The 25,774-nt window shown below is 49.5% G+C and carries 26 protein-coding genes and 1 pseudogene; 22 read left to right on the top strand and 5 right to left on the bottom strand.

Annotated elements, in window-relative coordinates; all coding sequences use genetic code 11:
• Positions 1–87 precede the first annotated feature (87 nt).
• The 16 genes from EH164_RS14295 to EH164_RS14220 all read left to right on the top strand — a co-directional run bounded on the left by EH164_RS14295 (position 88) and on the right by EH164_RS14220 (position 16,513).
• A complete protein-coding gene (locus tag EH164_RS14295; RefSeq protein WP_164483618.1) occupies positions 88–1,662 on the top strand; it encodes a ShlB/FhaC/HecB family hemolysin secretion/activation protein in 1,575 nt (524 codons plus the stop codon).
• A 5-nt stretch (positions 1,663–1,667) separates the two neighbouring features.
• Entirely contained in the window at positions 1,668–2,051 is a 384-nt protein-coding gene (gene acpS, locus EH164_RS14290) for a holo-ACP synthase (RefSeq protein WP_124968787.1), read from the top strand.
• A 19-nt stretch (positions 2,052–2,070) separates the two neighbouring features.
• On the top strand, positions 2,071–2,826 hold the full coding sequence (locus EH164_RS14285) for an SDR family NAD(P)-dependent oxidoreductase (protein WP_124968785.1): 756 nt from the start codon (positions 2,071–2,073) through the stop codon (positions 2,824–2,826).
• A gap of 3 nt (positions 2,827–2,829) precedes the next feature.
• Positions 2,830–3,387: a 3-hydroxyacyl-ACP dehydratase FabZ family protein gene (locus EH164_RS14280; RefSeq protein ID WP_124968783.1), complete on the top strand. Its 558-nt coding sequence runs from the start codon at positions 2,830–2,832 to the stop codon at positions 3,385–3,387.
• A gap of 5 nt (positions 3,388–3,392) precedes the next feature.
• Positions 3,393–3,674 carry an acyl carrier protein gene (locus EH164_RS14275; protein ID WP_124968782.1) on the top strand — a complete coding sequence of 94 codons (282 nt, stop codon included), beginning with the start codon at positions 3,393–3,395 and terminating at the stop codon, positions 3,672–3,674.
• Between the two features lie 29 nt (positions 3,675–3,703).
• Positions 3,704–4,861, top strand: a complete 1,158-nt coding sequence (locus EH164_RS14270; protein ID WP_124968780.1) for an aminomethyltransferase family protein — start codon at positions 3,704–3,706, stop codon at positions 4,859–4,861.
• Positions 4,862–4,958: 97 nt separating this feature from the next.
• Entirely contained in the window at positions 4,959–7,517 is a 2,559-nt protein-coding gene (locus EH164_RS14265; RefSeq protein ID WP_124971477.1) for a beta-ketoacyl-[acyl-carrier-protein] synthase family protein, read from the top strand.
• A 4-nt stretch (positions 7,518–7,521) separates the two neighbouring features.
• A complete protein-coding gene (locus EH164_RS14260; protein WP_124968778.1) occupies positions 7,522–8,748 on the top strand; it encodes a beta-ketoacyl synthase N-terminal-like domain-containing protein in 1,227 nt (408 codons plus the stop codon).
• A complete protein-coding gene (locus EH164_RS14255; RefSeq protein WP_124968776.1) occupies positions 8,745–9,737 on the top strand; it encodes an ATP-binding protein in 993 nt (330 codons plus the stop codon). The genes EH164_RS14260 and EH164_RS14255 overlap by 4 nt, the downstream gene beginning before the upstream one ends.
• Complete coding sequence (locus tag EH164_RS14250) at positions 9,734–10,441, top strand: ABC transporter ATP-binding protein (protein ID WP_124968775.1); 708 nt, start codon at positions 9,734–9,736, stop codon at positions 10,439–10,441. Before EH164_RS14255 ends, EH164_RS14250 begins: the two co-directional genes overlap by 4 nt.
• Positions 10,425–11,081, top strand: a complete 657-nt coding sequence (locus EH164_RS14245) for a hypothetical protein (RefSeq protein WP_124968773.1) — start codon at positions 10,425–10,427, stop codon at positions 11,079–11,081. The genes EH164_RS14250 and EH164_RS14245 overlap by 17 nt, the downstream gene beginning before the upstream one ends.
• A gap of 11 nt (positions 11,082–11,092) precedes the next feature.
• Positions 11,093–12,391: an ABC transporter permease gene (locus tag EH164_RS14240; RefSeq protein ID WP_124968771.1), complete on the top strand. Its 1,299-nt coding sequence runs from the start codon at positions 11,093–11,095 to the stop codon at positions 12,389–12,391.
• Positions 12,392–12,404: 13 nt separating this feature from the next.
• Positions 12,405–13,172: an outer membrane lipoprotein-sorting protein gene (locus tag EH164_RS14235; RefSeq protein WP_124968769.1), complete on the top strand. Its 768-nt coding sequence runs from the start codon at positions 12,405–12,407 to the stop codon at positions 13,170–13,172.
• On the top strand, positions 13,169–14,557 hold the full coding sequence (locus tag EH164_RS14230; RefSeq protein ID WP_124968767.1) for a hypothetical protein: 1,389 nt from the start codon (positions 13,169–13,171) through the stop codon (positions 14,555–14,557). Before EH164_RS14235 ends, EH164_RS14230 begins: the two co-directional genes overlap by 4 nt.
• 11 nt (positions 14,558–14,568) lie before the next feature.
• Positions 14,569–15,501 (top strand): ACP S-malonyltransferase, encoded by a 933-nt coding sequence (locus tag EH164_RS14225; protein ID WP_124968765.1) that lies wholly within the window; start codon positions 14,569–14,571, stop codon positions 15,499–15,501.
• A gap of 10 nt (positions 15,502–15,511) precedes the next feature.
• Entirely contained in the window at positions 15,512–16,513 is a 1,002-nt protein-coding gene (locus tag EH164_RS14220; RefSeq protein ID WP_124968763.1) for a hypothetical protein, read from the top strand.
• 48 nt (positions 16,514–16,561) lie between these two features.
• Here the strand turns inward: EH164_RS14220 and EH164_RS14215 are convergent, their stop codons facing one another.
• The gene (locus EH164_RS14215; RefSeq protein WP_080263019.1) at positions 16,562–17,131 is read right to left on the bottom strand and encodes a LuxR C-terminal-related transcriptional regulator; all 570 of its coding nucleotides are present in this window, start codon (positions 17,129–17,131) and stop codon (positions 16,562–16,564) included.
• Between the two features lie 381 nt (positions 17,132–17,512).
• On the opposite strand from EH164_RS14215, the gene EH164_RS14210 reads away from it, so the two are divergent.
• Entirely contained in the window at positions 17,513–18,895 is a 1,383-nt protein-coding gene (locus EH164_RS14210) for a diguanylate cyclase (RefSeq protein WP_124971474.1), read from the top strand.
• Between the two features lie 5 nt (positions 18,896–18,900).
• Here EH164_RS14210 and EH164_RS14205 read toward each other — a convergent pair whose 3' ends face one another.
• The gene (locus EH164_RS14205; protein WP_124968761.1) at positions 18,901–19,794 is read right to left on the bottom strand and encodes an AraC family transcriptional regulator; all 894 of its coding nucleotides are present in this window, start codon (positions 19,792–19,794) and stop codon (positions 18,901–18,903) included.
• 162 nt (positions 19,795–19,956) lie between these two features.
• Between EH164_RS14205 and EH164_RS14200 the strand changes: the two genes are divergently transcribed.
• The gene (locus tag EH164_RS14200; RefSeq protein ID WP_124968759.1) at positions 19,957–20,673 is read left to right on the top strand and encodes an SDR family oxidoreductase; all 717 of its coding nucleotides are present in this window, start codon (positions 19,957–19,959) and stop codon (positions 20,671–20,673) included.
• 145 nt (positions 20,674–20,818) lie between these two features.
• The gene (gene agp / locus EH164_RS14195) at positions 20,819–22,066 is read left to right on the top strand and encodes a bifunctional glucose-1-phosphatase/inositol phosphatase (protein ID WP_124968757.1); all 1,248 of its coding nucleotides are present in this window, start codon (positions 20,819–20,821) and stop codon (positions 22,064–22,066) included.
• A 39-nt stretch (positions 22,067–22,105) separates the two neighbouring features.
• On the opposite strand, the gene EH164_RS14190 is transcribed toward agp, so the two are convergent.
• Positions 22,106–22,333 (bottom strand): YccJ family protein, encoded by a 228-nt coding sequence (locus EH164_RS14190; RefSeq protein WP_023481800.1) that lies wholly within the window; start codon positions 22,331–22,333, stop codon positions 22,106–22,108.
• A 42-nt stretch (positions 22,334–22,375) separates the two neighbouring features.
• Positions 22,376–22,491 (bottom strand): annotated as a pseudogene (locus tag EH164_RS22780) (NAD(P)H:quinone oxidoreductase); the annotation flags it as partial.
• A 446-nt stretch (positions 22,492–22,937) separates the two neighbouring features.
• On the opposite strand from EH164_RS22780, the gene EH164_RS14180 reads away from it, so the two are divergent.
• Both EH164_RS14180 and rutR read left to right on the top strand, forming a co-directional pair.
• The gene (locus EH164_RS14180; protein ID WP_023481335.1) at positions 22,938–23,123 is read left to right on the top strand and encodes a general stress protein; all 186 of its coding nucleotides are present in this window, start codon (positions 22,938–22,940) and stop codon (positions 23,121–23,123) included.
• A 183-nt stretch (positions 23,124–23,306) separates the two neighbouring features.
• Complete coding sequence (gene rutR, locus EH164_RS14175; RefSeq protein ID WP_124968755.1) at positions 23,307–23,933, top strand: HTH-type transcriptional regulator RutR; 627 nt, start codon at positions 23,307–23,309, stop codon at positions 23,931–23,933.
• Here the strand turns inward: rutR and EH164_RS14170 are convergent.
• Entirely contained in the window at positions 23,930–24,325 is a 396-nt protein-coding gene (locus EH164_RS14170) for a lysozyme inhibitor LprI family protein (RefSeq protein ID WP_124968753.1), read from the bottom strand. The genes rutR and EH164_RS14170 overlap by 4 nt on opposite strands.
• A 406-nt stretch (positions 24,326–24,731) precedes the next feature.
• Here EH164_RS14170 and EH164_RS14165 point away from each other — a divergent pair, with 406 nt between their 5' ends.
• Positions 24,732–25,715, top strand: coding sequence for an autoinducer 2 ABC transporter substrate-binding protein (locus EH164_RS14165; protein ID WP_023481662.1), 984 nt, complete (start codon positions 24,732–24,734; stop codon positions 25,713–25,715).
• The last annotated feature ends 59 nt before the right edge of the window (positions 25,716–25,774 follow it).

The following is a 25,774-nucleotide window of genomic DNA, read 5'->3' as shown; positions in this document are numbered from 1 at the left end:
TGAATGAGAGCGACAGTAATAGTGCAACTCTATAAAATACATTTTCTAATTTTTTTCTTTTGTTTTCATGTGACTGCAGCAGACAATTTGGATAAGTTTGCGAGGGAGCAGCAGCGCAACGACTCCAATCTTTTGCGTGAAAATAAAATTGAGAAGAAAGATGTTTTCTCTGAAAAAAGAGAGTTGATCATTGATAATATCCAGATCCCTAAGGATAAAGTATGTTATCGCATAACCAGGATTACTCTTAATAACGATTTTATAAATGATCTGAATATTAAAGGTATTAAAAATAAATTTACTGGCGAATGTCTTGGTGTCAATGGGATTCGAAGTTTTGTTAATATTATTCAAGACTATTTTATTAATGCCGGCTTTGTCACCACGCGTGTTGATATTCCTAATCAAGATTTAACTACAGGTGCGCTTGCCATAACGGTTACTCCTGGCCGGATAGAACATATTTTAATTGAAAGCAGTGACGTTAATGCTCATATTCTCCCTTTTAAACAGGGTGATATTCTTAATCTAAGGGATATAGAGCAAGGCCTTGAAAACTTACAAAGGACGCCAGCAGTTGATGTTAAGATAAATGTCGCGCCCGGAAGTCGAAGCGGTTATAGCGATATCATTATAAATACTCACCGTACAAAGAGTTGGAGCGCCAAAGCGAACTATAGTAACTGGGGGGATAAAAATACAGGGCAAAATTTATCTAGTGGCGCATTTTATCTCTTTAATCTTGCCGGTATAAGTGACGTAGGTTATCTTTCGGGAGCGAGTAGTATAACTGGAGGGTACAAAAATATAACCGCCTGGTACTCCTTCCCATACGGATTTTGGGACTACGAATTTACCTATAGCGCAAGCGTCTCGGATCAAAATATACCCATTGCTGACTGGAGTTATGATTATATTGGCAGGAATAAGTATTACAGCTTTAAAACTTCGCGCTTGCTTTTTCGAGATATGTCAAAGAAGATTTCCACAAGCTTCGAAGTTTTTAAAAGAAAAGCCGATTATGAGTTTGGCGGCATCAAACTGGCCATGCAGAAACGCGATATGAGCAACATTAAGCTGGCGTTCAATTATATTCAGGGGTTTGACGGTGCCTCATTAGACTCAACAATAAGTTGGCAGCGATTTGTTAAATGGCTTGATGGCAAAGAAACACCAGATATGTTATCTGGCGACGTGGACCGTGCCAGTCATATCTATAATTTAAATATGAACTATTTAAAAGCTTTGAAGTTGTCATCTCTGCCTGCCTGGTATGAGATGTCCATCGGTGCGCAATACAGTCCTGCGACACTAACGATTCAGGATCAGTTTAATATTGGTAATCGCTGGAATGTCAGAGGGTTTGAAAACAGTTCTGGTGTTGATGCGATAAATGGCTTCTACATACAAAATACTCTTAACTTTACAACTGCCTTCAAGGGATTAACTACTTTCTTCGGAGTTGATTATGGGCAAGTAGGTGGGAGCCACTCTACGCGGCAAATTTATGGGGGCGACAAACTTATGGGGGCTACTGGAGGAGTAAAAGGAAACGTTCAGTCTTTGGGATATGAGCTATCCCTGTCGCTTCCATTGCTCTCACCGTCAAAAATGATCGTTGATGATTTTACGGCAAAATTTAACATCAGTTATCAGCTTTAATTACTATGGAAAAAAAAAGCTTTTACATTGGTACGGACATTGTTGAAGTTAGTAAGATTACGCGGGCAATAAACAATGGAGGGGATGGTTTTCTTCATCGTGTCTTTTCTCTTTCTGAAAGAAAAAAATTTATTGCCGAGGAGATGGATTATGAGAGAGTTTCAGGTTTTTGGGCTGCTAAAGAGTCTCTCGTTAAGGCTTTAGGTTTGGGTTTCCGCGAAGGGATAACCTTTCAGGATATGGAGGTCCAGCATGATTGCTTCGGATGCCCCTATTTTTCCCTTTCCGGCCGGATAGCACAGATAATCAAGGAGCGAGATATCGGACATATCTCTCTCAGTATATCCCACTGTCGAACACATGCTGTTGCAGTAACGATTATTTCCTGATGAAAGACAAAGGAATAAAATGTATACATATAAGGATTTGGATACTAAGAATGTGCTTGTCTCTGGTGCAAGCGGAGACATCGGATTAGCAATATGTGAGAAATACCTGGATCAGGGCTGTAGCGTTTATGCAATATTTAAAAGTAGCGCTGATCCCCTTCGTATATTAAGTGAACGTCATCAAAACGGCCACCGTTTAACTATTTTGCAGTGCGATCTTACTATTCCTGAGAGCGTAAGTGAGCTGTTTATCACTCTTAGTTCCGCTATCACGCAACTCGACGTTCTCGTCAACAATGCGGGTGTCGTCAAAGATAATCTTTTTTCCTCAATGAGTTTTGACGATTTCAATACTGTCATTGAAACCAATATGTTAAGCGCCTTTCATCTTATAAAAGAGATGTTGAAACTCTTACGAAGCGCAGAAGGCGCGACGATTATTAATGTTGCGTCTATAGCTGGAATTATTCCCAGTGTAGGGCAAGCAAATTACAGCGCTTCTAAGGGGGCCTTACTCAGTTTTACCCGGTCACTTGCTGCTGAACTTGCCCCACGTGGAATCCGTGTAAACGCCGTGGCACCGGGTATGATTGCTTCAAAGATGGTAAAAAAAGTCTCAAGAACCGTCGTTCGAGACGTAACAAACTCTATACCACTCAAGCGACTAGGAAACTGTAACGAAGTCGCTAATACCATTGTTTGGTTATCTTCTTCAGCATCCAGTTATATCGTGGGGCAAACCATCGTGATTGATGGCGGGCTGGTCATGCGGTGATTTATGTCAAAATATACTATTCCTCCAAAATTATTTCTTGAGATGGGTGCCTGGCGCCAGCCTCTTATGATGGTCGATCGCATAGAGGATTATAAATATGGTGATAATGGTTATATTCGGGTAATCAAGCATGTTACCTATAACGATCCTTATCTTGTTGGACATTTCCCCGAAAACCCTATTATGCCGGGTGTCATTGTTGCGGAAATATTCGGCCAGGCGAGTGAGTATTTCTCTTTTATCAGCGATGTTTGCGACATCTTTGCAGAGCGTTTCGGTATGTCATTAACCAGTTTGCGTGATATTTATAGCTTTATTCACCGGCCAGAATTAACCGAAATTATCCGCGAGCGTCGCGCTCAAGTCCATGGCGTTCTGGCATCTCAGAACTTAAAATTCAAGGATATTGCTTATCCAGGAGATACCATCGAAGTGATAAGCAAGCCTGCGTTCACTGATCCTGCCGGTTTTAAACACTACTCCGTTACGGCAAATGTTGGTAAGAAAAGGATTAGCGATGGCACCATTATCAATTTTCGAGAAACTAAATTACAGGGATGAAAAGCATGACAGTAATGCAGAGTAAAATTGAAGAGCGTAAAGAGGTTCTCTTCACCATCAAAACAGAGATCATCCAGCGTTTAAATATTCCTCGTGAACCATCGCAAATTGACGATGATACACCCTTATTTGGCAACGGCTTGAAATTAGATTCGGTCGATGCGACCGAGATTATTGTAATGCTGGACAAGGTTTTTGATATTCAGGTGAGTGAAAGCGACAATCCGTCTTATATGCGTAGCATTAACAGCCTTGCTTCTTTTGTGATAACGAAACGTCAGGCTTAAATTCGGTTAACTATTTTATAAGGACTGCTATGAAATCGCTGCATGACTTACATCTGGCCGGCAAGGCTAAAATGGGCATTTTTAATAATCATCTGATTCCTGCTGCTTATCACGAACCTGCTATCGAGTATAAAGCGGTAAGAGAGAATGCCCTGCTGGTTGATTACTCTCACATGTCGATAGTAAGCGTGATGGGTGATGATGCATGGGCTTTAGTTAACCATCTGGCCTCGGCTGATGTCTCCATTATTCGCGATGAACAAGGGCTTTATTCCCTGGTGCTTAATGAGGATGGCACTATTAAAGGTGATATCTATATTTTATGTACCCCTGACGGTTACTACATCTTGTCAGAAAATCTCTCGGCCTCCGACATAACCAACTCTCTTAATAACCTTTTGCAACATGCTGAATATCTCGAGATCTCCGAAAGGCCTGCTATCAAGTCAATGACAGAGGAAGCATGGGGGGCACTGATGGTTGAAGGCCCTTATTCCTGGGAGTTGCTGGCTGAAGTTTATGGCTTCGATATTATCGGCTTACCCTACCATGAATATATTAATCAGGACGGTGAGCTAATCATTTTTCGCTGCGGCAAGCATGGTGAATTTGGTTACCTGTTAATTGGCCCGCAACCTACACTCGTTGATGCATGGTCAACACTTGTTGATAGAGGTGAAAGGTATCATTTAAAAACCGGTGGTCTTGATTATCAGCGCACTGTACGCATTGAGAATATGTGTTGGGATGAAAATATCTATAGTGAGTTCAGCCGTCATCCGGTTGAGTTGCAGATGCAGTGGGCAGTGCAATACGACAAGGAGGGGTTTATCGGCAAAGAGGCTGCTGCCGAACATTCCCTGGAGCCTGCAAAACGTAAAATCGTTGGTATCTGTCCGCTGACTGAGAGCGCCGTGATCTCCTCCAACGACAAAGTGTTGGTCGATGAACAGCAGGTCGGCGTCATCGTTAAGTCTGCCTGTTCTCCCGCGCTGGGCACTTCAATTGCCCTTGCGCTGCTCGATCATGATTACGCCTGGTCAGATATTTCAGGTTTCACTATCGAAACCGCTGCAGCGAAGATCCCGGCGAAAACACAGAATCTTCCCTTTCTTTATAACTTAAGTTTGTTGGTCCGCCCGACAGAGCATAGCTATGTCGATGCCACGAAGGCACGACACGCTTAATCGTCCGCAACGTCAGCCATCAGTAAACGCGCGAGCTGGCGTTGTTACCCGCATCGAACCAGGCAGTCTGTTCTCACTGCCGCTGCAGGGAAGCATGATGAAGATTAATAGAAAAAGAGTCGTTATTACCGGGATGGGCATCCTCTCGTCTCTGGCAGAAAACCTTCAGGATTTCAAATGCGCACTTCTTAATAAGAAATGTGGCGTGACGGATAGCCAACGTTTTGAAACCTGGTTCGAAAATGCCCGGGCAGCTGAAGTGTTGCACGACATCCAATGCCCTGAACTGGCAGACGAAATTGTACAGTCATTAGATAACGCTGCACTCTGGGCCTATAAAGTGGGCAAAGATGCATTAAATCAGGCGGGCCTCATCACAAACTCATCTGCTCTTGAAGAGACGGGACTAATTGTAGGTGTCTCCTCTGCGGGGACGGAAGCCTTCCTGCCGCTATTTGAACAGCGCATTGAAGACTTTTCCCTGCGTAAGGCCGTTTATGCTGGCGGGTTCGCCTCATGCTGCTCAAGTGTATCAACGCTGCTTGGTCTAAAAGGCGGGGTGGAACTGGTGGCAACCGCCTGCACCGCCAGCCCTAATGCCATCGGTATAGCGTACGATTATCTGCAAAACGGGAAGAGCAAAACCATGCTCGCCGTGGGAACGGAACCGATCTATTTGCCGACCTTCGCCGGTTTCTATGCCCTTAACGTTATGCATCCCGATGTCTGCACACCTTTCTCTGGCCAACCGGGCATGTCAATTGGCGAAGGTGCAGGGGCGTTAGTGCTGGAAGAGTACGAACATGCCATAGCGCGCGGGGCTACTATCTATGGCGAAATCCTCTCTTATGCCACCTCCTGCGATGCCTACCATGAGACCGGACCTGACCCGCGAGCTAATGGGGCGGTGCAGGTTATGCTCAAAGCGATGGAGAACGCAGGCGTTACTCCTGACCAGATTGATTACGTCAACGCGCACGGTACCGGAACGGAAGCCAACGACCGGATCGAGACCATGGCGATGAACAAGGTCTTCACTAATCGCAAGGATTTGCTTGTCAGCTCAACAAAATCCTATTTTGGACATAACATCGGCGCAGCCGGCATCGTTGAGTTAATCGCCTGTCTGGTCACGCTACCTGACAATATCGTTTTGCCTACGCTCAACTTCTCTCTCCCGCGTCCGAATTGCGATCTTGATTACGTTGCAAATGAGTTCAGAGAGAAACAGGTTAATCTTTTTTTGAAAAACAACTATGCGTTTGGCGGTAATAACTGCTGCATGGTTATCAGTACCCGACCGGGAACAGTCCCTGTAACTAACTATCCCCCCAAACGTGTTGCGATAACCGGCGCTGGCGCCGTTACCGCTATTGGCCACACGGTAAGCGACATTCTGCATAACATTTGGCAGGGCAGCGCCACCGGAACCCTGGGCGACGTGATATTCCCACAGGACACATTGGCAGAGGCGCGTGAGCTATTAGCGGTTCTGGAGAAAACCGACCAGTTGAGGAACCTCTTTGGCAGTGAGCACGCCGTGGGTGCGGGAAGGCTGCCGGAAGAGGAGGCACATTTTAAAACATTCCAGGTGAGCAATCTGGAACCCCGCAAATATCTGCGCCGCTTTGATTCTCGTAAAGCCACTCGTGGCGGAACCTTCGCGCTGGTAGCACTCTCTGAGGCGTTGAACAGCGGTAAACGCAAAATTAAGCGCGACGGCGAAAACCTCGGCATGGTGATGGGGATGTCACGCGGACCGCAGGAGACAACCTATAAATATTTGCAAAGCCTGAAACCCGATCCGCGCAAAGTTCGTACTTCGGAATTTCCCGGTTCGCTAATGAACGCAATTGCCACTTTTTGTGGCATCTCCGAAGGGATCAAAGGCTACACCACGACGCTGGCAACCGGTGAAAATGCCGCGCTTGGCGCACTGACCTATGGTTATGAACTCGTGCGGCAGAATCTGCAACCACAGGTCATTGTCGGCGGCGCGGATGAGTTTTTTCCCTCAATGGCGCTCTATATGGATGCCGTTACGCAGAAAATCGCCATGATCGCCGACGCGGCCGATTATCAAATTTATAGCGCGAAGGCAAAAGGGTATGTACCCGGCGAAGGTGCCTGCATGCTATTGCTTGAGGATCCGCAGGCTGCTCGCGAGCGCGGTGTTGAAGTACTGGCCGAAATCATTGGCTACGGCAAATCTTGTGATAACAGCTGGTTTGATCCTGCCCAATCAGGCGAAAAATCTGCTGCCATGGTGCTGGCTATTCAACGTGCCCTTGCCGATGCAGGGATAGGGGCTCAAGAGATCGATCTGGTGTGCGGCAGCAGCCATGGCGGGCCTGCGCATTCGCAGGTTGAGATCGACGCCCTTTATGCGGTTTTCCATCAGTCGCACCCGCAGGTGCCGGTTGTTAACTACAACGCTTACTTCGGTTTTGTCGCGTCGTCGGCCGGTCTGTTGAACCTGCTGGTGCTTACCGAGTGCATCAAAACGCAAACCGTACCGGCGATTCCTGGCACCGAGTCCTTCTTCGATGATCGAATGAATTTTGTGCGCCAGCCGCTGAGGCTTGCTGTTCGCCATGCGCTGCTGGTCGGCGCAACAGAGGGCGGCAACTACTACGCGATGGTTATAAAAGGATAGCGCCGTGGAAAATGCAGCTTTGATTTCCGGCTACAGCCTTTCATTACCTTATGCTCATCATCCTGCTCAGTTGATGAATAATCTGCGACAGGGCATCCGCGTTAACACCACGCCGTGGTTTGCCAGTGAAGAGGAGGCAATCAAATGCGGATTTAAACGTAATGTCAGCGTGGCCAGGCTTAATGCAATGAAGGAGTCTGATCTTGACCTGATCTACCGCTTAATCGAAGAGGCACTGGCGCAGGCAGCCTTACCCCCTGCCGCGTTGGCAGGGGATTCTGTCCGAGTCTATGTGACTGGCCTCGGGACGCGAGTCGATGCGATGGATTACAAATCCTTTTACGACAAAAACGATACTGAAGACGTTGCGCTTTCCGCATCGATAAAAAATCTGCATGTCAGAAATATGTCCCAGGATTATCTGGCTTTCAAACTGGCAGAAAAATACCGCCTGCAAATTCTGCCCGCCGCGATGAACTGCACCAGTAATTCCGCGTTGACGGCCCTTCATTTGGGTTGTCATGCAATTGAGAGCGGTGGCCTTGATCTGGTTTGCGTTATTAATTGTTCGAAAATTAATACCCAGGATATCTGGTTCCTGGAAAACCAGTCGATGCTGGCAAGCAGAGTAGTGCAACCGTTTGGTAAAAACAGTCAGGCGGTCTTATTTGCAGAAGGTTTTTCGGTGATGATACTGGAGCGCCATGGATACCGTGGCGGTCAGAAGCGAAAGAACTCTGTCCGGTTAAAATCAAATTACATCCAGACCAGTGCCGGGCGTAGCCACGATGCTGGCTGGCTCAGTTCTAATCTATTAAAAGTGATGCGCAGTGTATTGAGTGAAGCAGCGGTGACAGCGGATCAACTCTGCGCCATTATTCCGCACGGCAATGGATCTTCGACCAGCGATAAATCGGAGGCGAAAGCGATTTCAATGCTGGTGGGCGAGCAGACGATACCGGTCCTGGCCTACAAAGGGATGCTGGGGTATACCGCTACTGGCTCCGGTCTTATCGATCTCATTATCGGTGCAGAGGCTTTACGAGCGGGAGAGTTAATTCCGGCAGTGGCGAATGATGAAATAAGTGATGAAATATCTCATCAGCTATTAATTAATCAGCCAGTGCTGCCCCATCAAAAATCACATCTGTTAAAAACCGGTCTCGGCGTGGATGGCTCCATTATCGGCGTTGTCCTCTCTCTCTTCGCGAAAGGGGAGGCAAGGCTATGAGCGATGCAATGTTTCTCAATGCCTTTACGATGACCGAGCCGGAAGATGATTTTTATATTTACTCCCCCGGGTGGTTGAACGTCTGGGAATCCCATCTCTACAACCAGTCTTTGAAAGCAACGGCTAAGCGTGGCTGGGGTTTTAAACGCTTCGGTACCAGCAAAGCGGTCTATGCACGAGAAATGGTGCGTAAACCGGACTATATCCACTATATCGAAGCGCTTGAGCAGGCAGCGGAAAGTGCATTACAGAGCCTGGGCGCAAAAGAGCGGATGCTGTTATTAAAATCACGTACCGCGTTTATCTACGTTGATGCGTGGGGCGAGAGTGCAATTTTTGAAAATTTAAGCAGCGCATTGCACACCTCCACCATCGACACCTTGCCGAAAAATCTCCTGAAGAAATTCGCCATCAAAGATGTCAGTTGCAAAATGCGCGGCGAGAAATTATCGCTGATCGCCGCGATGCGCTGGGCGCAGGATTATCTTCGCTGGAATATGTTTGATTTTGTGGTGGTCTGCGCGGCCTGGCGTGCGATACCGCTGCTGGTCTTCTCCGAGGCAACATTAACGGGTGAGGGCGGAAATAAAAGGGCGCAGAAAAAAAGCGGCATTCACCTCTGCGTTGAGCGTGCCGGCTGCTTTATTTTTAGCCGTCGCGCAGGGGGCATCAACATTCGCTGCGGAAATTACCATAGCTGGCAGGATGGCGCACAAACTCAGCGTGAACTCTACGAGAATGCGAGCGATATCGATCTGTTTGCGCAGGCCGGACCGATGACGAATCCCAGGACGCCTGAACAGGGGGTAAACGTCATTGATCTTAGCGCGACTTTTGGTACCAGCGGCTGTTTAACCCCCGCTCTGAGCTGGCAGTTCCTGCGACAAAACGCGCCTCGCGGGACAAAAATACGCACTATCGTAAAGGACAGTTTCGGTGGTAGCGCCTGGTTCGACAGCTGGCTCGAAATGGAAAAGGAAGGCGCATGAAAAACAGCGTAAAAGCTCTGCCTGCCATTGTTCTCAGTGATATCTCAAAACAATTTGGCACAGGTGAAAGTCAGGTTAAGGCATTGAAAAGCGTGAGCCTTGAGATTGCGAAAGGGGAATTTATCGCGCTGTGCGGCCCTTCCGGAAGTGGCAAAAGTACGCTGCTTAATATCCTCTCGGGAATTGATCAACCGAGCGCAGGACAGGTTATTTTTTTAAATCATCTGCTCAACGGCCTTCCTGAAAAGGAGATGGCCGCGATTCGTGGTCAACATCTCGGCTTTATCTTCCAGTTCTTCAATCTGATCCCGGTACTGAACGTGCTGGATAATATTTTTTATCCGCTGGTTCTCAACGGCTATTGCGATAGAAAAGAGGCGAAAGCGCGTGCACTACATGCGCTCGACAGCGTCGGCCTCGCACAGCTTGCACGTCGAAAACCCGGTCAATTATCCGGTGGTCAGCAGCAACGTGTGGCGATTGCCCGCGCGCTTGCGCATCAGCCTGGCGTTGTTGTCGCCGATGAACCGACGGGCAATCTGGATTTAGCCACCGGCGAGGCGATCATGGATTTGTTGTTAAACATTAATCAGCAAACACAAACCACCTTTATTGTTTCCACGCATTCCACCCAGCTCAAGGATCGGGCAAAGCGGGTTATTGAAATCACGGATGGAGAATTAACTTATGATTCGGCCCGGTAAACGGTATCGACTTAGGAGTGTAATCATTGTTTTATCGCTGGTGGTCAATGGGGCATTTGCCGCGCCAGCGTCTGAAGCTGAGAAAATAATAGCGCAGGGTTTTCCAGCACAACAAAATGCGCTGATCGAAACCACCTCCGCATTATGGAATGAATATCGTCGTGAACACCATGTCGCCTCGCTGATCTTTTACGCCTACGGCGTACTACAACAGGCAAAACACTATGCTGCGATAAATGACTTTATCCACGCCGCAGAGTATGCAAAAACCGGTTTTTTCTTTCTCGATGAAGCGGTGGAGTCAAACGACGATAATCTGCGATTGCACTATTTACGTGCGCGTATTGATGCTTACTTACCTGAAAAAAACGGCCGGTGCATCATCGCTCTGCATGACACCGAACGCCTGGAGAATGCAACAGACTTATTTGATGAGAATATGCTCATCTCCATTCGTTATATGCGCTACCGCGCGCTCATAGATTGCGGGCGAACGCACGATGCCGCGATTCTGTTAAACGATTTAAGGAAGTTGGGAACGCGCGTGGAGAAATATACTCTCTTAGCGCCTGGCACCGCGCCAGAGTGGGATCTGCAGGAATTGACGCAGGTCGTTATGCCACTATTAAAAGAGAAGTAAAGGAATACACCATGTCATTTATTAATCTGGCGATGAGCGCTATCCTACTTTTTATTGTTTTTTGTTTACTCTTCCGCTTCAAAGATGCGCAGTTTGCTTTAGTAAATATTTTTCGCCATCGGCGGCGCACCTTATCAACACTGGCCGCAATAATGCTTGGCGGTGTCGCCATTTTTCTTTATGGCGGTTTTATTCAGTACTCCTTCTGGATTTTGAAAGAGCAAACCATTCGTACCAATATTGGTCATGTGCAAATTTATAATCCAGCCTATTTTGAGAGTGCAAAGAGGAGCCAGAGCTTAATTAAAAATTATGCTGCGTTAAAGCAAACCATTCTTGCCCAGCCAGAGTTATCGGCTGATATTTCGACGATTTCAGGCCAACTTGAGTTTACTGGCGTGGCCTCACAATATGAAAACGAAACCACCAGTTACTTCTCCGGCCTTGGCGTCGAACCTTTAGCCGCATTAAAGCTTGGCTCATTCGATAAGTTGATCAGTGGTAGCGATTTATCACGTGTAAAAACGGACGAAGTGACCGCTGGAAGCGGTCTGGCCAAAACCCTTAACGCCGCGTATGGCGACTGGCTGGATATCATGGTGGTGAATACCCAGGGAGGCCAGGGGGCTATCTCTTTAAAAGTACGAGGTCTTTTTACCTCTGGCATCAAAGATTACGATGATACGGCAATAAAGATGCCGTTAACGACAGCGCAGCGCCTGATGGGAACTGAGGGCGTCAGTAAGGTTTTGATTCTGCTCAATACAGAAAACGTCTCAGGCTTTGCGGTTAAACTTCGGCATTTTATTGCCCAACATCATTTACCGTTGATCGTAAAAGAGTGGAATAGCGTCTCGCCCTTTTATCAGCAGGTCGAAGATCTTCTGTCCGGGATTTACTTCTTTATTAAACTTCTTGTTGCAGTAGTCGTTATTTTTATGATCGGTAACTCGCTTACCATGAATATCGTTGAGCGTACCCGGGAAATTACCACTTTACGCGCTATCGGGCTAAGGCCATGGCATGTTACGCGGCTATTCATTCTTGAAGGGATATTTATTGGCATTATTGGCGCAGCAGGAAGCCTGGCGATAGGATTTGCCCTTGCCTGGCTTATTAATGTGAAAGGTATTGCGATGCCGCCCTCACCGGGACAGTCGCAGGGGTATACCGCATTTATTAAAACCACGGATGTGAATACGGTCTGGTTTACCTTTTTCTTACCGGTTATTACCGCGACTTTCGCTTCCCTGCGCCCTTCATTACGCGCAGCGAAACTGAACCTGGCCGATGCTTTTAAATTTTCATAAAACAGGACAGCTTATGAATATTTTCTCTCTATGTTTTATCGCGCTGGCGATAATCCCTGTGGTCTGCAATGCGACGCCGGCGCAGGATATTATCCGCCGGGCTGACGAAATACGCTCCCCTAATCAACCGTTTCGCTATACCGTCACGGTGCGTGAATATAAAGAAAAGGCTGGTGAGGCGGTCAATACACAGGTTTTCGATGTGTCGATGCGCTTTATGAAACCCGAAAATGGCCAGCCTGCGGCTGCAAGATCCCTTGTGCGTTTTATCTATCCTGCCAGAGATAAAGGCAAAATTATGCTCTCGGATTGGTATGACTTATGGTTTTACTCCCCGGAGTTACGTCGTCCAATGCCTGTTTCGCCTGAGCAGCGCTTAGTCGGGCAGATCGCGAATAGCGATGTCATTGTTACCAATTTCGATTACGCCTATAACGCTCAACTCACTGGCGAAACGGCCTGTGGAAAGCGTCTCTGTTATCGACTCTCCCTTGAACGTAAAACCGCCGCGGCAACCTATCCCAAAATTATCTATCTGGTCGAGAAAGAGAGCTTCCGTCCTTATACTGCCTCCTTTTATTCCCAGGATGAGAAATTACTTAAGGAGGTGAGTTATCTGGATTACCAGACCGTGCTCGGAGAAGCGCGGCCGATGAAAATCATTGTGCATGATGCACGCCACCACAAAGGATTTACCGTTATGGAATATAGCGACGTCAGACTTGAGTCTTTGCCTGAATTTAACTTTACCAGGGAAGCTATCCAGCGGGGTGTCAGGTGAAAACGCTCATTAATACTCTGCTTATTCCTTTGTCATTACTTACCTCTTTCTCGCAGGCGTCCTGTCTCTCAGGCGATGAGGTGGCCGCAAATAGCGAAACCGCGCTGATGCTGCAAACCTCTTATATAAAGCGAACCGCTTCGCCGTGGAGCACCGCTGGAGAAAGAGCTTATACACCGACAAATGTTTTTCAGGATGCCGGGATAAAATTCAGCAGCAAGTGTGCGGTCATTGAAAACCGTCTGGATATTGATTTTTCCCTCTATGGCCTTGCTTATTATGCATGGCATCTGCCCGGCTCGTTTGAAGAGGATCAGCAGCGATCGCGTGTGCTGCTCAACAGGTTACAACTCAATTACACTCTCTCAGACCGGCTTCGCCTGGAGGCCGGGAAGTTAACGGCAACGCCGGGGCTCTTTTTTCTCAAATCGCCCGCAGCCCTGATGAGCAACTATTACGCAGGCTTTAAAAGCACCCGTATTTACGATCCCGCCATGCGGTCAAACTATAGCGAATCGTCATGGGGGGCGCGGTTAGTTGATAACCATCGCGATTACAGCCTGGCATTTACGGTTGCGCCGCAGTTGGCAACCATTAACCAGCGGTATGAAACATCCAGCCATTGGTCAGCAAACCGGCGCGGCAACGCTCAGGCGCGGTATCTCTTAAGTTATACCGACTATCGCCTGGCGAACCACACGCCTGCTATTAGCCTGCTGCTGGGCGACAAGCATTCTCTCGCGCTCTCGGACAGCTTCAGTTATACACCAGCGCTTACTTTTAACGGTGAGGTGGCGTTGCACAACGCTCAGCAATGGCGCCATTTTTCGCCTGAACGTGCCGCAGAGGTCGTTGATTATCAATTTCCCTCTTCGCTTTATCGTGCAGAGCGCAAGGCGGGAGTTGAAGTGGCTTTAGGCGCGCAATACACCACCCGCGACTTCGCTGTGCTGGGGCTTGAATACTACTTCCAGAGTGAAGGCTATTCAGAGAATGAATGGCAACAGCAGGTGGAGTTTTCACGTTATCTGAACAGAGCATCGCAGTCGGCGTTATTAGACCAAATCTTTGATGCATACAAATATCTGATGGGAGCGGAAATAGGGAATGCCGCCAACAGAGGAGAGCTGCAGGGAAAACACTATTTGAGCGCTTATGGCAGTTTTCGTAGCGAGAAGGACATAACGCTCCAGCCCTATATCACGATGAATATGCGTGATAACAGCTCTCTGCTTGGTATACACGTTTCGACGCCTGTAGCGGCCTTTGACGATAGCCTTAATCTCTATGCGGGCGGCTGGGCCGGGCTCGGTAAGCAGGATACGGAATTCGCTTTTTTTGGCAAAACCGTCGGATTTTATCTGGGGCTTAACTATCTCTTATAAGGACATGAAAGATGAGTGAATATAAAACAGAAAAACCGCTCGTATTACTGTTCGCCGGGCAGGGAAATCCGGCAATCGGCATGGGGGCTGACTTATGGGATCTCACTTCGGTAACCAGACATATTTGGGATTGCGCCAGCGATGTATCGGGGATTGATATTCGCCGTCTGTGCCTGAAAGGCCCGATGAACCGGCTGATTCAGACTACGGTGCAGCAGCTGGCGGTGACGGCCATTAATGTCTCGCTTTATAGCCTATGCCAGCCAAAAATGGATCCCTGTACGATAGTGGGTTCCTGCGGGCATAGCGTCGGTGAATATAGCGCCCTCTATGCCGCAGGTGCGCTCTCCCTGGAGAGTCTGTTTGAAGTGATCCACTTTCGCGCGAAGGTTATGCATGACATCAGCCGTCTGCATAAAGGCGAGATGGCGGCGGTGAAAGGTATTGATATTCTGCGCCTGCGCGAACTGATCGACCATGCCGGGCTAATTGTTGATATCAGCTGTGATAACAGCCCTAAGCAGCAGGTCATTGGCGGGGCTAGCGCACCGCTACGTGATTTTTCTCGTCTGTTGCTGGAGAACGGATTCGAACCGGTCAAACTCGGTGTTAGCGGCGCGTGGCATACGCGTTTGATGACAGAAGGCGTTGCCTTGATGCGGGACTATCTCGCCGGGGTAGAAGTTACGCCACCGCGCCATGCGGTGGTAATGAATGTTTCCGGCAAGGCAGAGTATGATCCTGAGCAGATCAAAGAAAATCTCGCGCTCCATTTGACTCACACCGTTAAATGGCGTCACGCAATCGAGGGGTGGCTTATTCATAAGCCGGGCGTGCAGTTTGTTGAGATCAGCAATAAAGCTTACCTCGCACAGATGCTCACTGACTTTATCGGTTTTACGCCCGCGATGTCCCGGCACTGTAAAACGCTTTTATCAGCGTGAGGACACCCTCGTGATACCTGATTACCTGACTTTTATTCGCCACCAGGACAAAAAAATCCTGCCGCTGCTCTGCATCATTCTCTATCTGCTGCTGGGGCTATACTGGAAAAACGCGGCGTTTAACCTGACATCACAGGATACGCTGATGATCAGTGCGATCCTTGGGCTGGTGATGTTTCATTTTATCTGGGAACTACAAGCCTACTGGACGTATAAATGCGTGATTAAAAATATCGATCTCTCCTTCTTCATTGGCAAAAAAGCGGGGCGACTGGAAAGGGCGCTGTCGCGACCGGCGATCGCCAGCCTGCTGAGCGGAGCGCTCTTTTGGCTTATCACGCAGGCGGCGCTTTTGTTTTTTACGCCAGAGCAGGTGTTGCCTCTGCTGGCTGCGCTATCGCCGCTCTTTCTCTATGTTGTGTTTCGTTTTATCCGCAGCACTTATATCAAGCTGATCGGGCAAGAGGTGAATGAAACGCTGCGATTTAAGCATCTTCACCGTTATGTTGCCCGCTACCTGATGATTAGCCTGGGCGTAAGCCTGTTAACCATTGTGCCGCTTAAAAAGCAGCCTGAATTCTCCCTCGAACAGGGGCTGTTCTTTGCGCCGCTCATGGTCGCGATGCTGGTGCTCTGCGGGATTGTGCTGGCGATGAATCTGCTTTTTGTACGGCTATCGAGGCGCTATATCTTTCTCGGACGCCTCTTTATGCGCGAAATTGACTTCTATTTCGCCAGCCCGTTACCGCGGTTCATCAATACGGGTACACCTTTCTGGCTGCGGATTCTGGGCTTACTGTTGATTGAAGTGTTCTGGATCGCCCTGACCAGCTTATTACTCGATTTCTCGGGCCTGGCTATCCTCTTCGAAGCCTATTTTCTGCTGTGTTTGTTGCCGTGCCTCGCGTTTATCTTCCTGCATATTTACAGGCTGTGGCACAACGATTTTCTGATGGCGTGTGATATGTGTTTTCGCTGGGACGAGATCAACAAGCAGTCGCAGCTCTGGTAGTGCATGTCCGTCTGTAGTGGTTACACACTGCAGACGGACATTGCCAGTTTAAGGAGAGAGAGTAGGGGATGAAAGGTGAGCATGCTCCAGCAAATTATCTTTGATCAGCAGAAGATCGCTGATCTTTTTTCCGCCCATCTTTTTGCATGCTTTATTTCGATAGGCATAGACCCGTTTTGGTGAAATAGAGAGCAGCTTGGCAATAAGGTGAATATTTTTCCCCTTTAGCGATTCATTCAACACGATCCTTTCAATATCGCTGAGGACGTTTTCTTTATGCGTGGCCTCTTTCCTGAGTTTGGCGAGTTTTTTAATCGCGTGGCTAATCTCATTTAGCGAGTCCTGGGCTTTAAGCACTATATCGGCTTCGTCGATCAAAATATTTCGCGTTGTGCCAGAAATAACGAGCAGCTTGCACACTTTATTGAGCGGGGAAATAGCTTTAGCATAAGCCATGTTCTTTTTATCGAGGTGGAGAATAACAACGTCGTCCAGAGTAAGTTCGGTGAGTAATTGCGGGTTGAATTGTTGCGCTTCTATTGTCCAGCCTCTTGCATTAGCCAATGAAATCATTCCGTTCTGAAAATATACATCGTCGCTTATTGTATAGATCTTCATATGATTAATTACCATATAGAATAATGCCTGGGAGAGTGTTTCTGATTGTAAATTGCTGCTGCGAGAAGCCGTAATTAAATAGTCTTAAATAAGATCTTAACGCTCAGCCCAGGTTATTATTCCAGGTTGTGATAGCAATTGAACGGGCTATACTCTATTTCGGTACGTTTCTACTATTGCCTTCTTACATGGTTAAAATGAACTCTAACACGCTGTTTTACCATGTGATTTGTAAATCGTGAGCGAGGACCGCCCGGACGCTAACAGAGGGAATATATGGGCGGTGCCACGGTAATTCTGGCCCTGTCGATCTGCGTCGATGGACGTTTGTTTGCAACATCCTGAACGTAAGATGTGTTAACTACCGTAAGGGTCTGAATGATGGAAACTTATCTTAAATCGATGAAGGGCGAATGGCTCACGCTATTAGAAAAGACCGATCAGCATATTCGCCGTCTCACCGCTGAGGTGGCTTACACCCACGCCCACGATCTCAGTGAAACCTTCTACCGCATCGTACTAACCGATCCCCATGCCCGTGAATTTCTCTCTAATGCCCAGGTTGAAATACATCTTAAATCCGCGCTGGAGCGCTGGATAAAAGAGGTATTAGCCTGCACACCGGATGATATCGAGCACCTGATTCAGCAGCAGCATACGGTTGCCGAAGTGCATGCGCGTATAGGAATCTCCGTTGAGCTGGTCGAGATGGGCTTTCGCGTGCTTAAGAAGCTCTTCTATCCGGTGATTATTGAAAGTGAGTTTACCGCAGAAGAGAAATTGCAGGTCTATCACCATGCGATTAACAGCATCGATCTGGCAATGGAAGTGATGTCACGAGCCTTCTCTTTCAGCGAGCATAACTCAGCAAAAGAGGATGAAAATTACCGTATCTTCTCGCTGATGGAGAATGCAGAAGAGGAGAAAGAGCGGCAAACCGCGGCGCTACTCAGCTGGGAGATAGATCTGATTTATAAAATTATTATGGATGCCGACTTAGGTAATACGCTTTCCGTCAGCCAGTCCGATTTCGGTTTATGGTTTAACCACAAAGGACGCCACTATTTTAGTGGGATTGCGGAGGTTGGCCATATTTCCCGCCTTCTGCAAGAGCTTGATGAAATATTTCGCTCTACCCGGGCGACACCCCGCTCATTAAGCAACCGCGCGCTGCGCGTCAGCTTTCTTATTTCCGTAAGAAAAAATGTGGTGCAAATAATCACATTATTGCGGGAGCTCTTTGAAGAGGTTTCCCGTCACGAAGTAGGTATGGATGTTTTAACGAAGCTACTTAACCGTCGATTTATGCCAACCATTTTCAAGCGCGAAATTTCCCATGCGCAAAGAGCCTCTACACCGCTGTCAGTATTAATCATTGATGTCGATAAATTTAAACAAATAAATGATAGCTGGGGACATCCGATGGGAGATGAGATCCTGCGTAAAGTCTCCAGTGCGTTTTATGACAACGTGCGCAGCAGTGATTATGTATTTCGTTATGGCGGCGATGAATTTGTCATCCTGTTAACTGAAGCGACCGAGTTTGATACCCATCGAATTGCCGAACGTATCCGTTCTCGTGTCGAAAAGACCATCATTAAAACGCCTGAGGGTGAGCGGGTACCGATTTCCCTCTCTATTGGAGCTGCCATGTTCGATGGACACCCCGATTACGAGCGCTTTATCCAGCGGGCTGATGAAGCGCTCTATATTGCCAAAGAGCGCGGCCGCAACTGTGTCCATATCTGGCAAGGCGCAGAGTAAGTAAATTAAACGGGAGGAAAGAGCGCGAAGGAGGCGCGCATTTCATTGGCCTCTTCCCGCGGGCTGCGGCCAAACAGGCGGCGAAACTCGCGGTTAAACTGTGAAGGGCTCTCATAACCGACGTGAAAAGCCGCACCCGCAGCGGTTGCGTTATCGCGAATCATTAACAAGCGCGCCTGATTAAGCCGCACAGACTTGATGTACTGCAGCGGTGAGGTGCTGGTGACGGATTTAAAATGTTTATGAAACGCGGGCACGCTAAGGCCTGCATCCTTTGCCAGCGTCGGAATATGCAGCGGCTCGGTAAAGTGTGTATGGATACGCTGCAACGCTTTAGCAATCGCTGCAAACTGCCCCTGATTAACCAGCGCCGCACGCAGCGCATCGCCACGTTCGCCCATCAGTACACGGTAATACAACTCCCGCACTAACTGCGGCCCCAGCACCTGCGCCTCCTGCTTTGACGAGAGCGCTTTCAGTAATCGCACTGCCGTATCGGCAAGATCCGCTTCGAGCGGCGTTGACATAATGCCTTCCGGCGCCGCCTCTGCGCGACCGGGCGGAAGATCCAGCGACAGCATCAATTCAGAGAGCACCGTCATATCAAGATCCACCGTTAACGCCAGCAGCGGCTTCTCAGGGCTGGCGTCCGTTTCCGTCGAGAAGGGGAGCGGCACCGATAACACCAGGTAGTGCTGTTTATCGTAGTGATAAACGCGATTCGCCAGATAACCGCGCTTCTGCCCCTGGCAGACGATCACAATGGAGGGTTTATAAACCACCGGCGTGCGCGCCAGCGGGCGGTCTGAGCGCATAAAGCAGACGCTCTCCAGCGCCGAGCGTGTACAGCCTTCGTGCGGTGCAAGCGCCCGCAGCAGCGCCACCATCTCCTCCATCATTGTTCCTCACAAGTATTGATATTTGAGCAAGCATTGTGCCGATTCACGCGCAACAAGTGAACAACGTGAAGAGAAACAGGCAATCATGGGATAAGAATGCGCCTGTTTTGCGAGTCGCGCGCTGGTTAACCTGCTTGCGTCACTTAATACAGGAGAAGAGAGATGAGTAATCGCAAAATTATTTTGCTCACTGGCGCAAGCAGTGGGATCGGTGAAGCCACCGCACGTCGCCTGGTGCAGGCGGGTCATCAGCTGGTTATTGGCGCGCGCCGCATTGAGCGTTTGCAGGCTCTGCGTGATGAACTGGGTAGTATCGACTGTTTAGCCATTGACGTAACCCAGGCGGAAGATCTGGCACAGATGGCGCAATTTGCGCTCCAGCAATATGGCCGCATCGATGTCCTGATCAATAACGCTGGCGTAATGCCGCTCTCACCGCTGGCGGCGTTGAAAATGGAGGAGTGGCGTCAGACTATCGACGTCAACGTTCACGGTGTGCTGAACGGCATCGCGGCGGTGCTGCCGACCATGCAGCAGCAGCGGGCAGGGCAGATCATCAACGTGGCTTCTATTGGCGCGCATGCGGTCTTTCCGCTCTCTGCCGTTTATTGCGCCAGCAAGTTTGCCGTTCGCGCCATTTCCGACGGGCTGCGCCAGGAGAGCGACTGCATCCGCGTCACGGTAGTCAGCCCGGGGGTGGTCGCTTCTGAACTGGCCGATCATATTACCGATCCCAGCGCGAAAGCGTCGATGGAGGGCTTTCGCCGTATCGCGTTACCCGCGGAGGCGATTGCGGATGCCATTGCGTGGTCCATTGATCAGCCGGACAGCGTCGATGTCAGCGAGATCATTGTGCGCCATACCCAAAGCCCTTACTGAGATCTGCGCCGTTACAAGGAGCCGTTCGCGGCTCCTTTTTTTGTGATCCAGGACGGCTGATGTGATTAAAGCGCGGTTGCCTGCATCCACCCGCTGTGCGGTTGTGTCACACTTGCCTCATCGTGTTGAGATACAAGGACAAGGGATGAAACGTTTATTCTGGTCAGCCGCCATCGCCGCGGCCGTGGCATTACCCAGCGCGATGGCGCAACAAACGACACCGGAGGGCTACAGCCTGCAACAGGTGGTGATTGTCAGCCGTCACGGTATTCGCGCACCGCTGGCAAATAACGGCAGTGCGCTGGCGCAGGCCACCGCCAAACCGTGGCCAACCTGGAAAGTGGCAGGCGGGGAGTTAACGGATCGCGGTGCGCTGGTGGAGATCTTTTTTGCCCACCAGATGCGTAAGTGGATGACCCACGAAAAAGTGCTCTCTACCGAACAGTGCCCGACAAAGAAACAGTTTTTCGCCTGGGCAAACAGCCTGCCGCGCACCCACGACACCGCACAATTCTTTGTCAGTAACGTCTTTATTGCCTGCGATGTGCCGATCTTCCATCAGCGCAAAATGGGTGAAATGGACCCGCTGTTTAACCCGGTTATCACCGAAGATAGCGACGATTTTCGCCAGAAAGCGGTCGAAGCAATGGAGGCTAGCCGCCAGCGTGTCGATCTGACTGAGAGCTATAAGCTGCTGGAGCAGATTGTCGATTATCCGGCTTCGCCGGCTTGCAAAGCGAAAAGCGACAAACCCTGCACCCTCAGTGATGGAAAGGATACCTTCCGCGCCGATTACCGACTGGAGCCCTCCGTGAGCGGGCCGCTAAAAACGGCAAATGCGCTGGTGGATGCATTTACCCTGCAATATTACGAAGGCTTCCCGCAGGATGAAGTCGCCTTTGGCGGAATTAAAAGCGACAAGCAGTGGCAACTGCTGGAGAAGCTGAAAAACAGCTATCAGTCCATTCTTTTTACCACGCCAGAGGTGGCGCGCAATGTGGCAAAACCGCTGCTCAATTACCTCGATCAACAGCTGGTGGAGAAGCCCGCCGCTGCGCCGAAAGTGACGTTGCTGGTTGGTCATGACTCCAATATCGCCTCGCTGCTGGCGGCGCTGGATGCCAAACCGTGGCAACTGCCCGGACAGTTCGAGCAGACGCCCATCAGCGGCAAAGTGGTGTTCCAGCGCTGGCATGACGGGAAGAGCAACCGCGATCTGATGAAGATTGAGTATCTCTACTTCACCGCCGAGCAGATGCGTAACGTAGCAAAAATGGGATTTGATTCGCCGGTGCAACGTTACACGCTGGAATTAACGGGCTGCCCGACCGACAGTAACGGATTCTGTCCGATGGCAAAATTCAGTGAAGTGATGCGCAAAGTTGCACAGTAAAAGCAGATACGCTCCCCCAAAAATGGGGGAGCCGAAGCGCTAGACGTTCTGGCGCTCTATGGTCTGTTCACCCCAGAAGAGGGAGTCTTTGTCAGTCTTTTCAAAGGCGCGCATCAACACTTCATCGCTGCCTTCTTCCCAAATCTTCTCGGCGAGAACCTCGTCGTAATCAGCCAGTTCGAAGATCGCCTCGGCGATTTCTGGCGATGTATTACGCAGACTGGCCCATTCACCCACGCGATGAGCTTTTGCTTCCTGAGTTGGCATAAGCGCCTCCTGTTAAAGTTAGCCGTTCAGTTTGACTGCCATGCCGGCAATCGTTGTCGCGCCATAAGGCGTGCTGCCGCAAGATGCGAAATATCAGACAGCTCTTTCGCTGCGTAGCCGATGGGAACAATCATCATCCCATGATGAGCAAGCGTAGTTCAGGATTAGGAAATTGTATGTTCCTGACTGCGCCAGTGCCGCTATTGGCTGTTCCTCATGAAACGTTCACTGCGCAGCGATAAGCTGCGTCCCCTATTAAGGGTATGACGTGATAGCGAGAGTGCAAACCGACACGCGTCATTGCTGATAATTAAGACTATTTCCCCACAGGATTTTATGGTTACGTTTTGACACATTTTTAACCCTGCTAATTTCCCTATACATAAGAATTATTTATTGGTTTCGCTTAAGTCACTTCTGCCGCTCGGCCCCGAAGCTGTTGCAAAATGTTAATGAACATTCGCCGATGGGCCGCGCTCCACTAAGCTTATTCTCACGCGGCGCAGTTAAAGGGTTAGCTTTAACGTCGTGAGGTGAAAGAGTCCTCTTTTACTGAATGCAGAAAGATGTCTGATATTTCACTAACACCGACTGGAGGTGAGAGATGGCAAATCATCGTGGTGGTTCAGGTAACTTCGCTGAAGACCGTGAAAGAGCATCAGCAGCAGGTCGCAAAGGCGGCCAGCAGAGCGGGGGGAACTTTAAAAACGATCCTCAGCGCGCCTCAGAAGCAGGTAAAAAAGGGGGCAAAAACAGTCACGGTAGCCGGAGCAATAACGGCAACAGCTAGCGCGACCTGTCGGTAACCCTGGAGGTTATCGGAAATGCCCGCCGCCGGGGAGACCCGGCGGTTTTTTTTCGCCTCCGCTCGCCCACGCCATCTTCAATCTTCCACCGGATAAAGCTGCTCAGAGGGTCGAGCCAGACGGCGACCTTTGCTATGCTGCAGCCAGGTTAGGGTGATGGAGTAGGTATGGCAATGGAAATGGGTAAACGTACGCGGGCAGTCAGCAAAAAAAGGCAGGCTATTCTCAGCGCGGCGCTGGAGGTTTTCTCCCGTCTCGGCTTTCACGGCGCGCGCGTAGAGCAGGTGGCCGATCAGGCTGGTGTCTCTAAAACCAATCTCCTCTACTATTTCCCGTCAAAAGAGGCGCTCTACGTCGCCGTGCTGCGTCAACTGCTGGATGTCTGGCTGGCACCGCTCAGAGCGTTTCGTTCCGATTTACAGCCGCTTGCGGCGATCAAAGAGTACATTCGCCTGAAGCTGGAGATCTCGCGCGATCATCCGCAGGCCTCCCGCCTTTTCTGCCATGAAATGTTGCAGGGCGCGCCGCTGCTGAAAGCGGAGCTGACTGGTGATTTGAAAACGCTGGTGGAGGAGAAGTCAGCAATCATTGCCGGCTGGATCGCCAGCGGCAAACTCACTGCCGTCGATCCGCACCATCTGATCTTTATGATCTGGGCGGCCACGCAGCACTATGCCGATTTCGCCACCCAGGTGGAAGCGGTCACCGGCGCGACCCTGCAGGACGAAGCCTTTTTTCAGCGCACCGTCGACAACGTTCAGCGCATGATTATTGAAGGCATCCGCGTGCGTTAATGAGCGGGCGGAAGCGGGCAGCTCATATCGCCCTCTTCGCACTGCAACAGCGAGGCGAGCCACGCTTCGCGTTCACTGGTTTTATCCGCCAGGCACTGGTTTTGCACCATCGGTTGAACACTGCCGCCCTCCGAGCCGGAACTGACAAACGCGCAGTCGTTGTCGCGTACGGCTATCCAGCTTTTCTGCGCTTTTTTCAGTAGTTCAGCCTGCTGCGGCGACGAACGCTTCAGCGCCTCCTGATAAGTCTGGTTAAGCTTTTTGTCCGCGGTCTGATATTGCGCAGCGGTGCAACTATTGAGTTCCCCCTGCGTTGAGGCGTTATCACACTCATCAGCATAGAGCGGTTGGCTGAGCAGCAGCGCGCTCAGCATCAACAAGCATCGTTTCATTGTCTTCCCTTCCTTATCAAATTCATTCAGCAAATTTATTAACACAGCCTTTAAAAAATGTCACTTTGCCATCAGCCATCCTGATGAATGGATTGCTCTATTCGTTTCAGCTCACAAAATTGATATTTTTCTGCGGGCAAGACACCGCAGAATCGGGCGCATAAAAACCTCTTAAAGAGATTTTAGTTAATTAAATGTTAATAATAAGTTTCAATAGGTGCTTTATTTAACAAAATATACGCGCAATCAGGGGCAGACATTTCTTCTTTTAACTTTAATTTAACCAAAAATTATCTTAAAAATAACAATTTTGGGCATGCATCACATTTATGGCATTTTCGCTGTTTTGCCTCTTCCCTTCGTTGTTAATCTCTCACCGCGACTTTCCCTTAAGAAAGGTACAACCATGAAATTCAAACTCGCCCTGATTAGCGCAGCGATGATTTCTGCCAGCATGCTCTCGGGGCAGGCTTTTGCCGCCCAGAAGTATGAGATTGCCGTTGTTGCGAAAGTGACCGGGATCCCGTGGTTTAACCGCATGGAGACCGGCGTCAACGAAGCGGCAAAAAAACTGGATGTCAACGCTTACCAGACCGGGCCATCCACACCCGATCCGGCGCAGCAGGTGAAAGTGATCGAAGATCTGATCGCGAAAAACGTTAACGCTATTATCGTGGTGCCAAACGACGCGAAGGTGCTGGAGCCGGTGCTGAAAAAAGCGCGCGACAAAGGCATTGTGGTGCTGACCCACGAATCCCCGGACCAGCAGATCGGCCAGTGGGATATTGAAACCATCGACAGCGAAAAGTATGCGCAGGCTAACGTCGATGAGCTGGCAAAAGATATGGGCGGTAAGGGCGGTTACGCCATTTACGTCGGCTCGCTGACCGTGCCGCTGCACAACGCCTGGGCTGATTACGCCATCAAATACCAGAAAGAGAAGTACCCGGATATGTTTGAAGTCACCTCGCGTTTGCCGGTGGCAGAGAGCATTGATAAATCCTATGCCACCACCCTTGACCTGATGAAAACCTACCCGGACCTGAAAGGGGTAATTGGTTTCGGATCGCTTGGGCCGATTGGCGCAGGGCAGGCCGTTCAGAAGAAACGCGCGAAGGATAAACTGGCGGTTGTTGGCATCGCGATGCCGGCGCAGGCTGCGCCTTATCTGATGCGCGGCGACATCAAAAAAGCACTGCTGTGGGACCCGCGTGATGCCGGTTACGCACTGGTGACCGTCGCCGACCAGTTGCTGCAAGGAAAAGAAGTGACGTCCGATCTCTCTATCGAGGGGCTGGGCAAAGCCGATGTTGATATGAATAAGAAAGTGATCCGCTTTAATAAGATCCTCGAAGTGACAAAAGAAAACGCTAAAACACTCGGTTTCTGAGCCTTACTGGCCACACCAGGGAACCGGAACGCCGGCCTTTCAGGCCGGCTCTTCCGCCG

It is taken from the genome of Kosakonia sp. CCTCC M2018092 (assembly GCF_003864115.1).
In the GTDB taxonomy this organism is placed as follows: domain Bacteria; phylum Pseudomonadota; class Gammaproteobacteria; order Enterobacterales; family Enterobacteriaceae; genus Kosakonia; species Kosakonia cowanii.
This window is presented reverse-complemented; position numbering and strand designations above follow the sequence as displayed.

Bases quoted from the DNA above. Each gene is read 5' to 3' on its own strand.
- EH164_RS14235 (WP_124968769.1), top strand. From the start codon at position 12,405: ATGAATATTTTCTCTCTATGTTTTATCGCGCTGGCGATAATCCCTGTG.
- EH164_RS14265 (WP_124971477.1), top strand. From the start codon at position 4,959: ATGAAGATTAATAGAAAAAGAGTCGTTATTACCGGGATGGGCATCCTC.
- EH164_RS14190 (WP_023481800.1), bottom strand. From the start codon at position 22,333: ATGCCAACTCAGGAAGCAAAAGCTCATCGCGTGGGTGAATGGGCCAGT.
- EH164_RS14245 (WP_124968773.1), top strand. From the start codon at position 10,425: ATGATTCGGCCCGGTAAACGGTATCGACTTAGGAGTGTAATCATTGTT.
- EH164_RS14215 (WP_080263019.1), bottom strand. From the start codon at position 17,131: ATGAAGATCTATACAATAAGCGACGATGTATATTTTCAGAACGGAATG.
- acpS (WP_124968787.1), top strand. From the start codon at position 1,668: ATGGAAAAAAAAAGCTTTTACATTGGTACGGACATTGTTGAAGTTAGT.
- EH164_RS14275 (WP_124968782.1), top strand. From the start codon at position 3,393: ATGACAGTAATGCAGAGTAAAATTGAAGAGCGTAAAGAGGTTCTCTTC.
- EH164_RS14210 (WP_124971474.1), top strand. From the start codon at position 17,513: ATGGAAACTTATCTTAAATCGATGAAGGGCGAATGGCTCACGCTATTA.
- EH164_RS14225 (WP_124968765.1), top strand. From the start codon at position 14,569: ATGAGTGAATATAAAACAGAAAAACCGCTCGTATTACTGTTCGCCGGG.
- EH164_RS14255 (WP_124968776.1), top strand. From the start codon at position 8,745: ATGAGCGATGCAATGTTTCTCAATGCCTTTACGATGACCGAGCCGGAA.
- EH164_RS14200 (WP_124968759.1), top strand. From the start codon at position 19,957: ATGAGTAATCGCAAAATTATTTTGCTCACTGGCGCAAGCAGTGGGATC.
- EH164_RS14205 (WP_124968761.1), bottom strand. From the start codon at position 19,794: ATGATGGAGGAGATGGTGGCGCTGCTGCGGGCGCTTGCACCGCACGAA.
- EH164_RS14270 (WP_124968780.1), top strand. From the start codon at position 3,704: ATGAAATCGCTGCATGACTTACATCTGGCCGGCAAGGCTAAAATGGGC.
- EH164_RS14170 (WP_124968753.1), bottom strand. From the start codon at position 24,325: ATGAAACGATGCTTGTTGATGCTGAGCGCGCTGCTGCTCAGCCAACCG.
- EH164_RS14285 (WP_124968785.1), top strand. From the start codon at position 2,071: ATGTATACATATAAGGATTTGGATACTAAGAATGTGCTTGTCTCTGGT.
- EH164_RS14165 (WP_023481662.1), top strand. From the start codon at position 24,732: ATGAAATTCAAACTCGCCCTGATTAGCGCAGCGATGATTTCTGCCAGC.
- EH164_RS14280 (WP_124968783.1), top strand. From the start codon at position 2,830: ATGTCAAAATATACTATTCCTCCAAAATTATTTCTTGAGATGGGTGCC.
- rutR (WP_124968755.1), top strand. From the start codon at position 23,307: ATGGCAATGGAAATGGGTAAACGTACGCGGGCAGTCAGCAAAAAAAGG.
- EH164_RS14180 (WP_023481335.1), top strand. From the start codon at position 22,938: ATGGCAAATCATCGTGGTGGTTCAGGTAACTTCGCTGAAGACCGTGAA.
- EH164_RS14250 (WP_124968775.1), top strand. From the start codon at position 9,734: ATGAAAAACAGCGTAAAAGCTCTGCCTGCCATTGTTCTCAGTGATATC.
- agp (WP_124968757.1), top strand. From the start codon at position 20,819: ATGAAACGTTTATTCTGGTCAGCCGCCATCGCCGCGGCCGTGGCATTA.
- EH164_RS14240 (WP_124968771.1), top strand. From the start codon at position 11,093: ATGTCATTTATTAATCTGGCGATGAGCGCTATCCTACTTTTTATTGTT.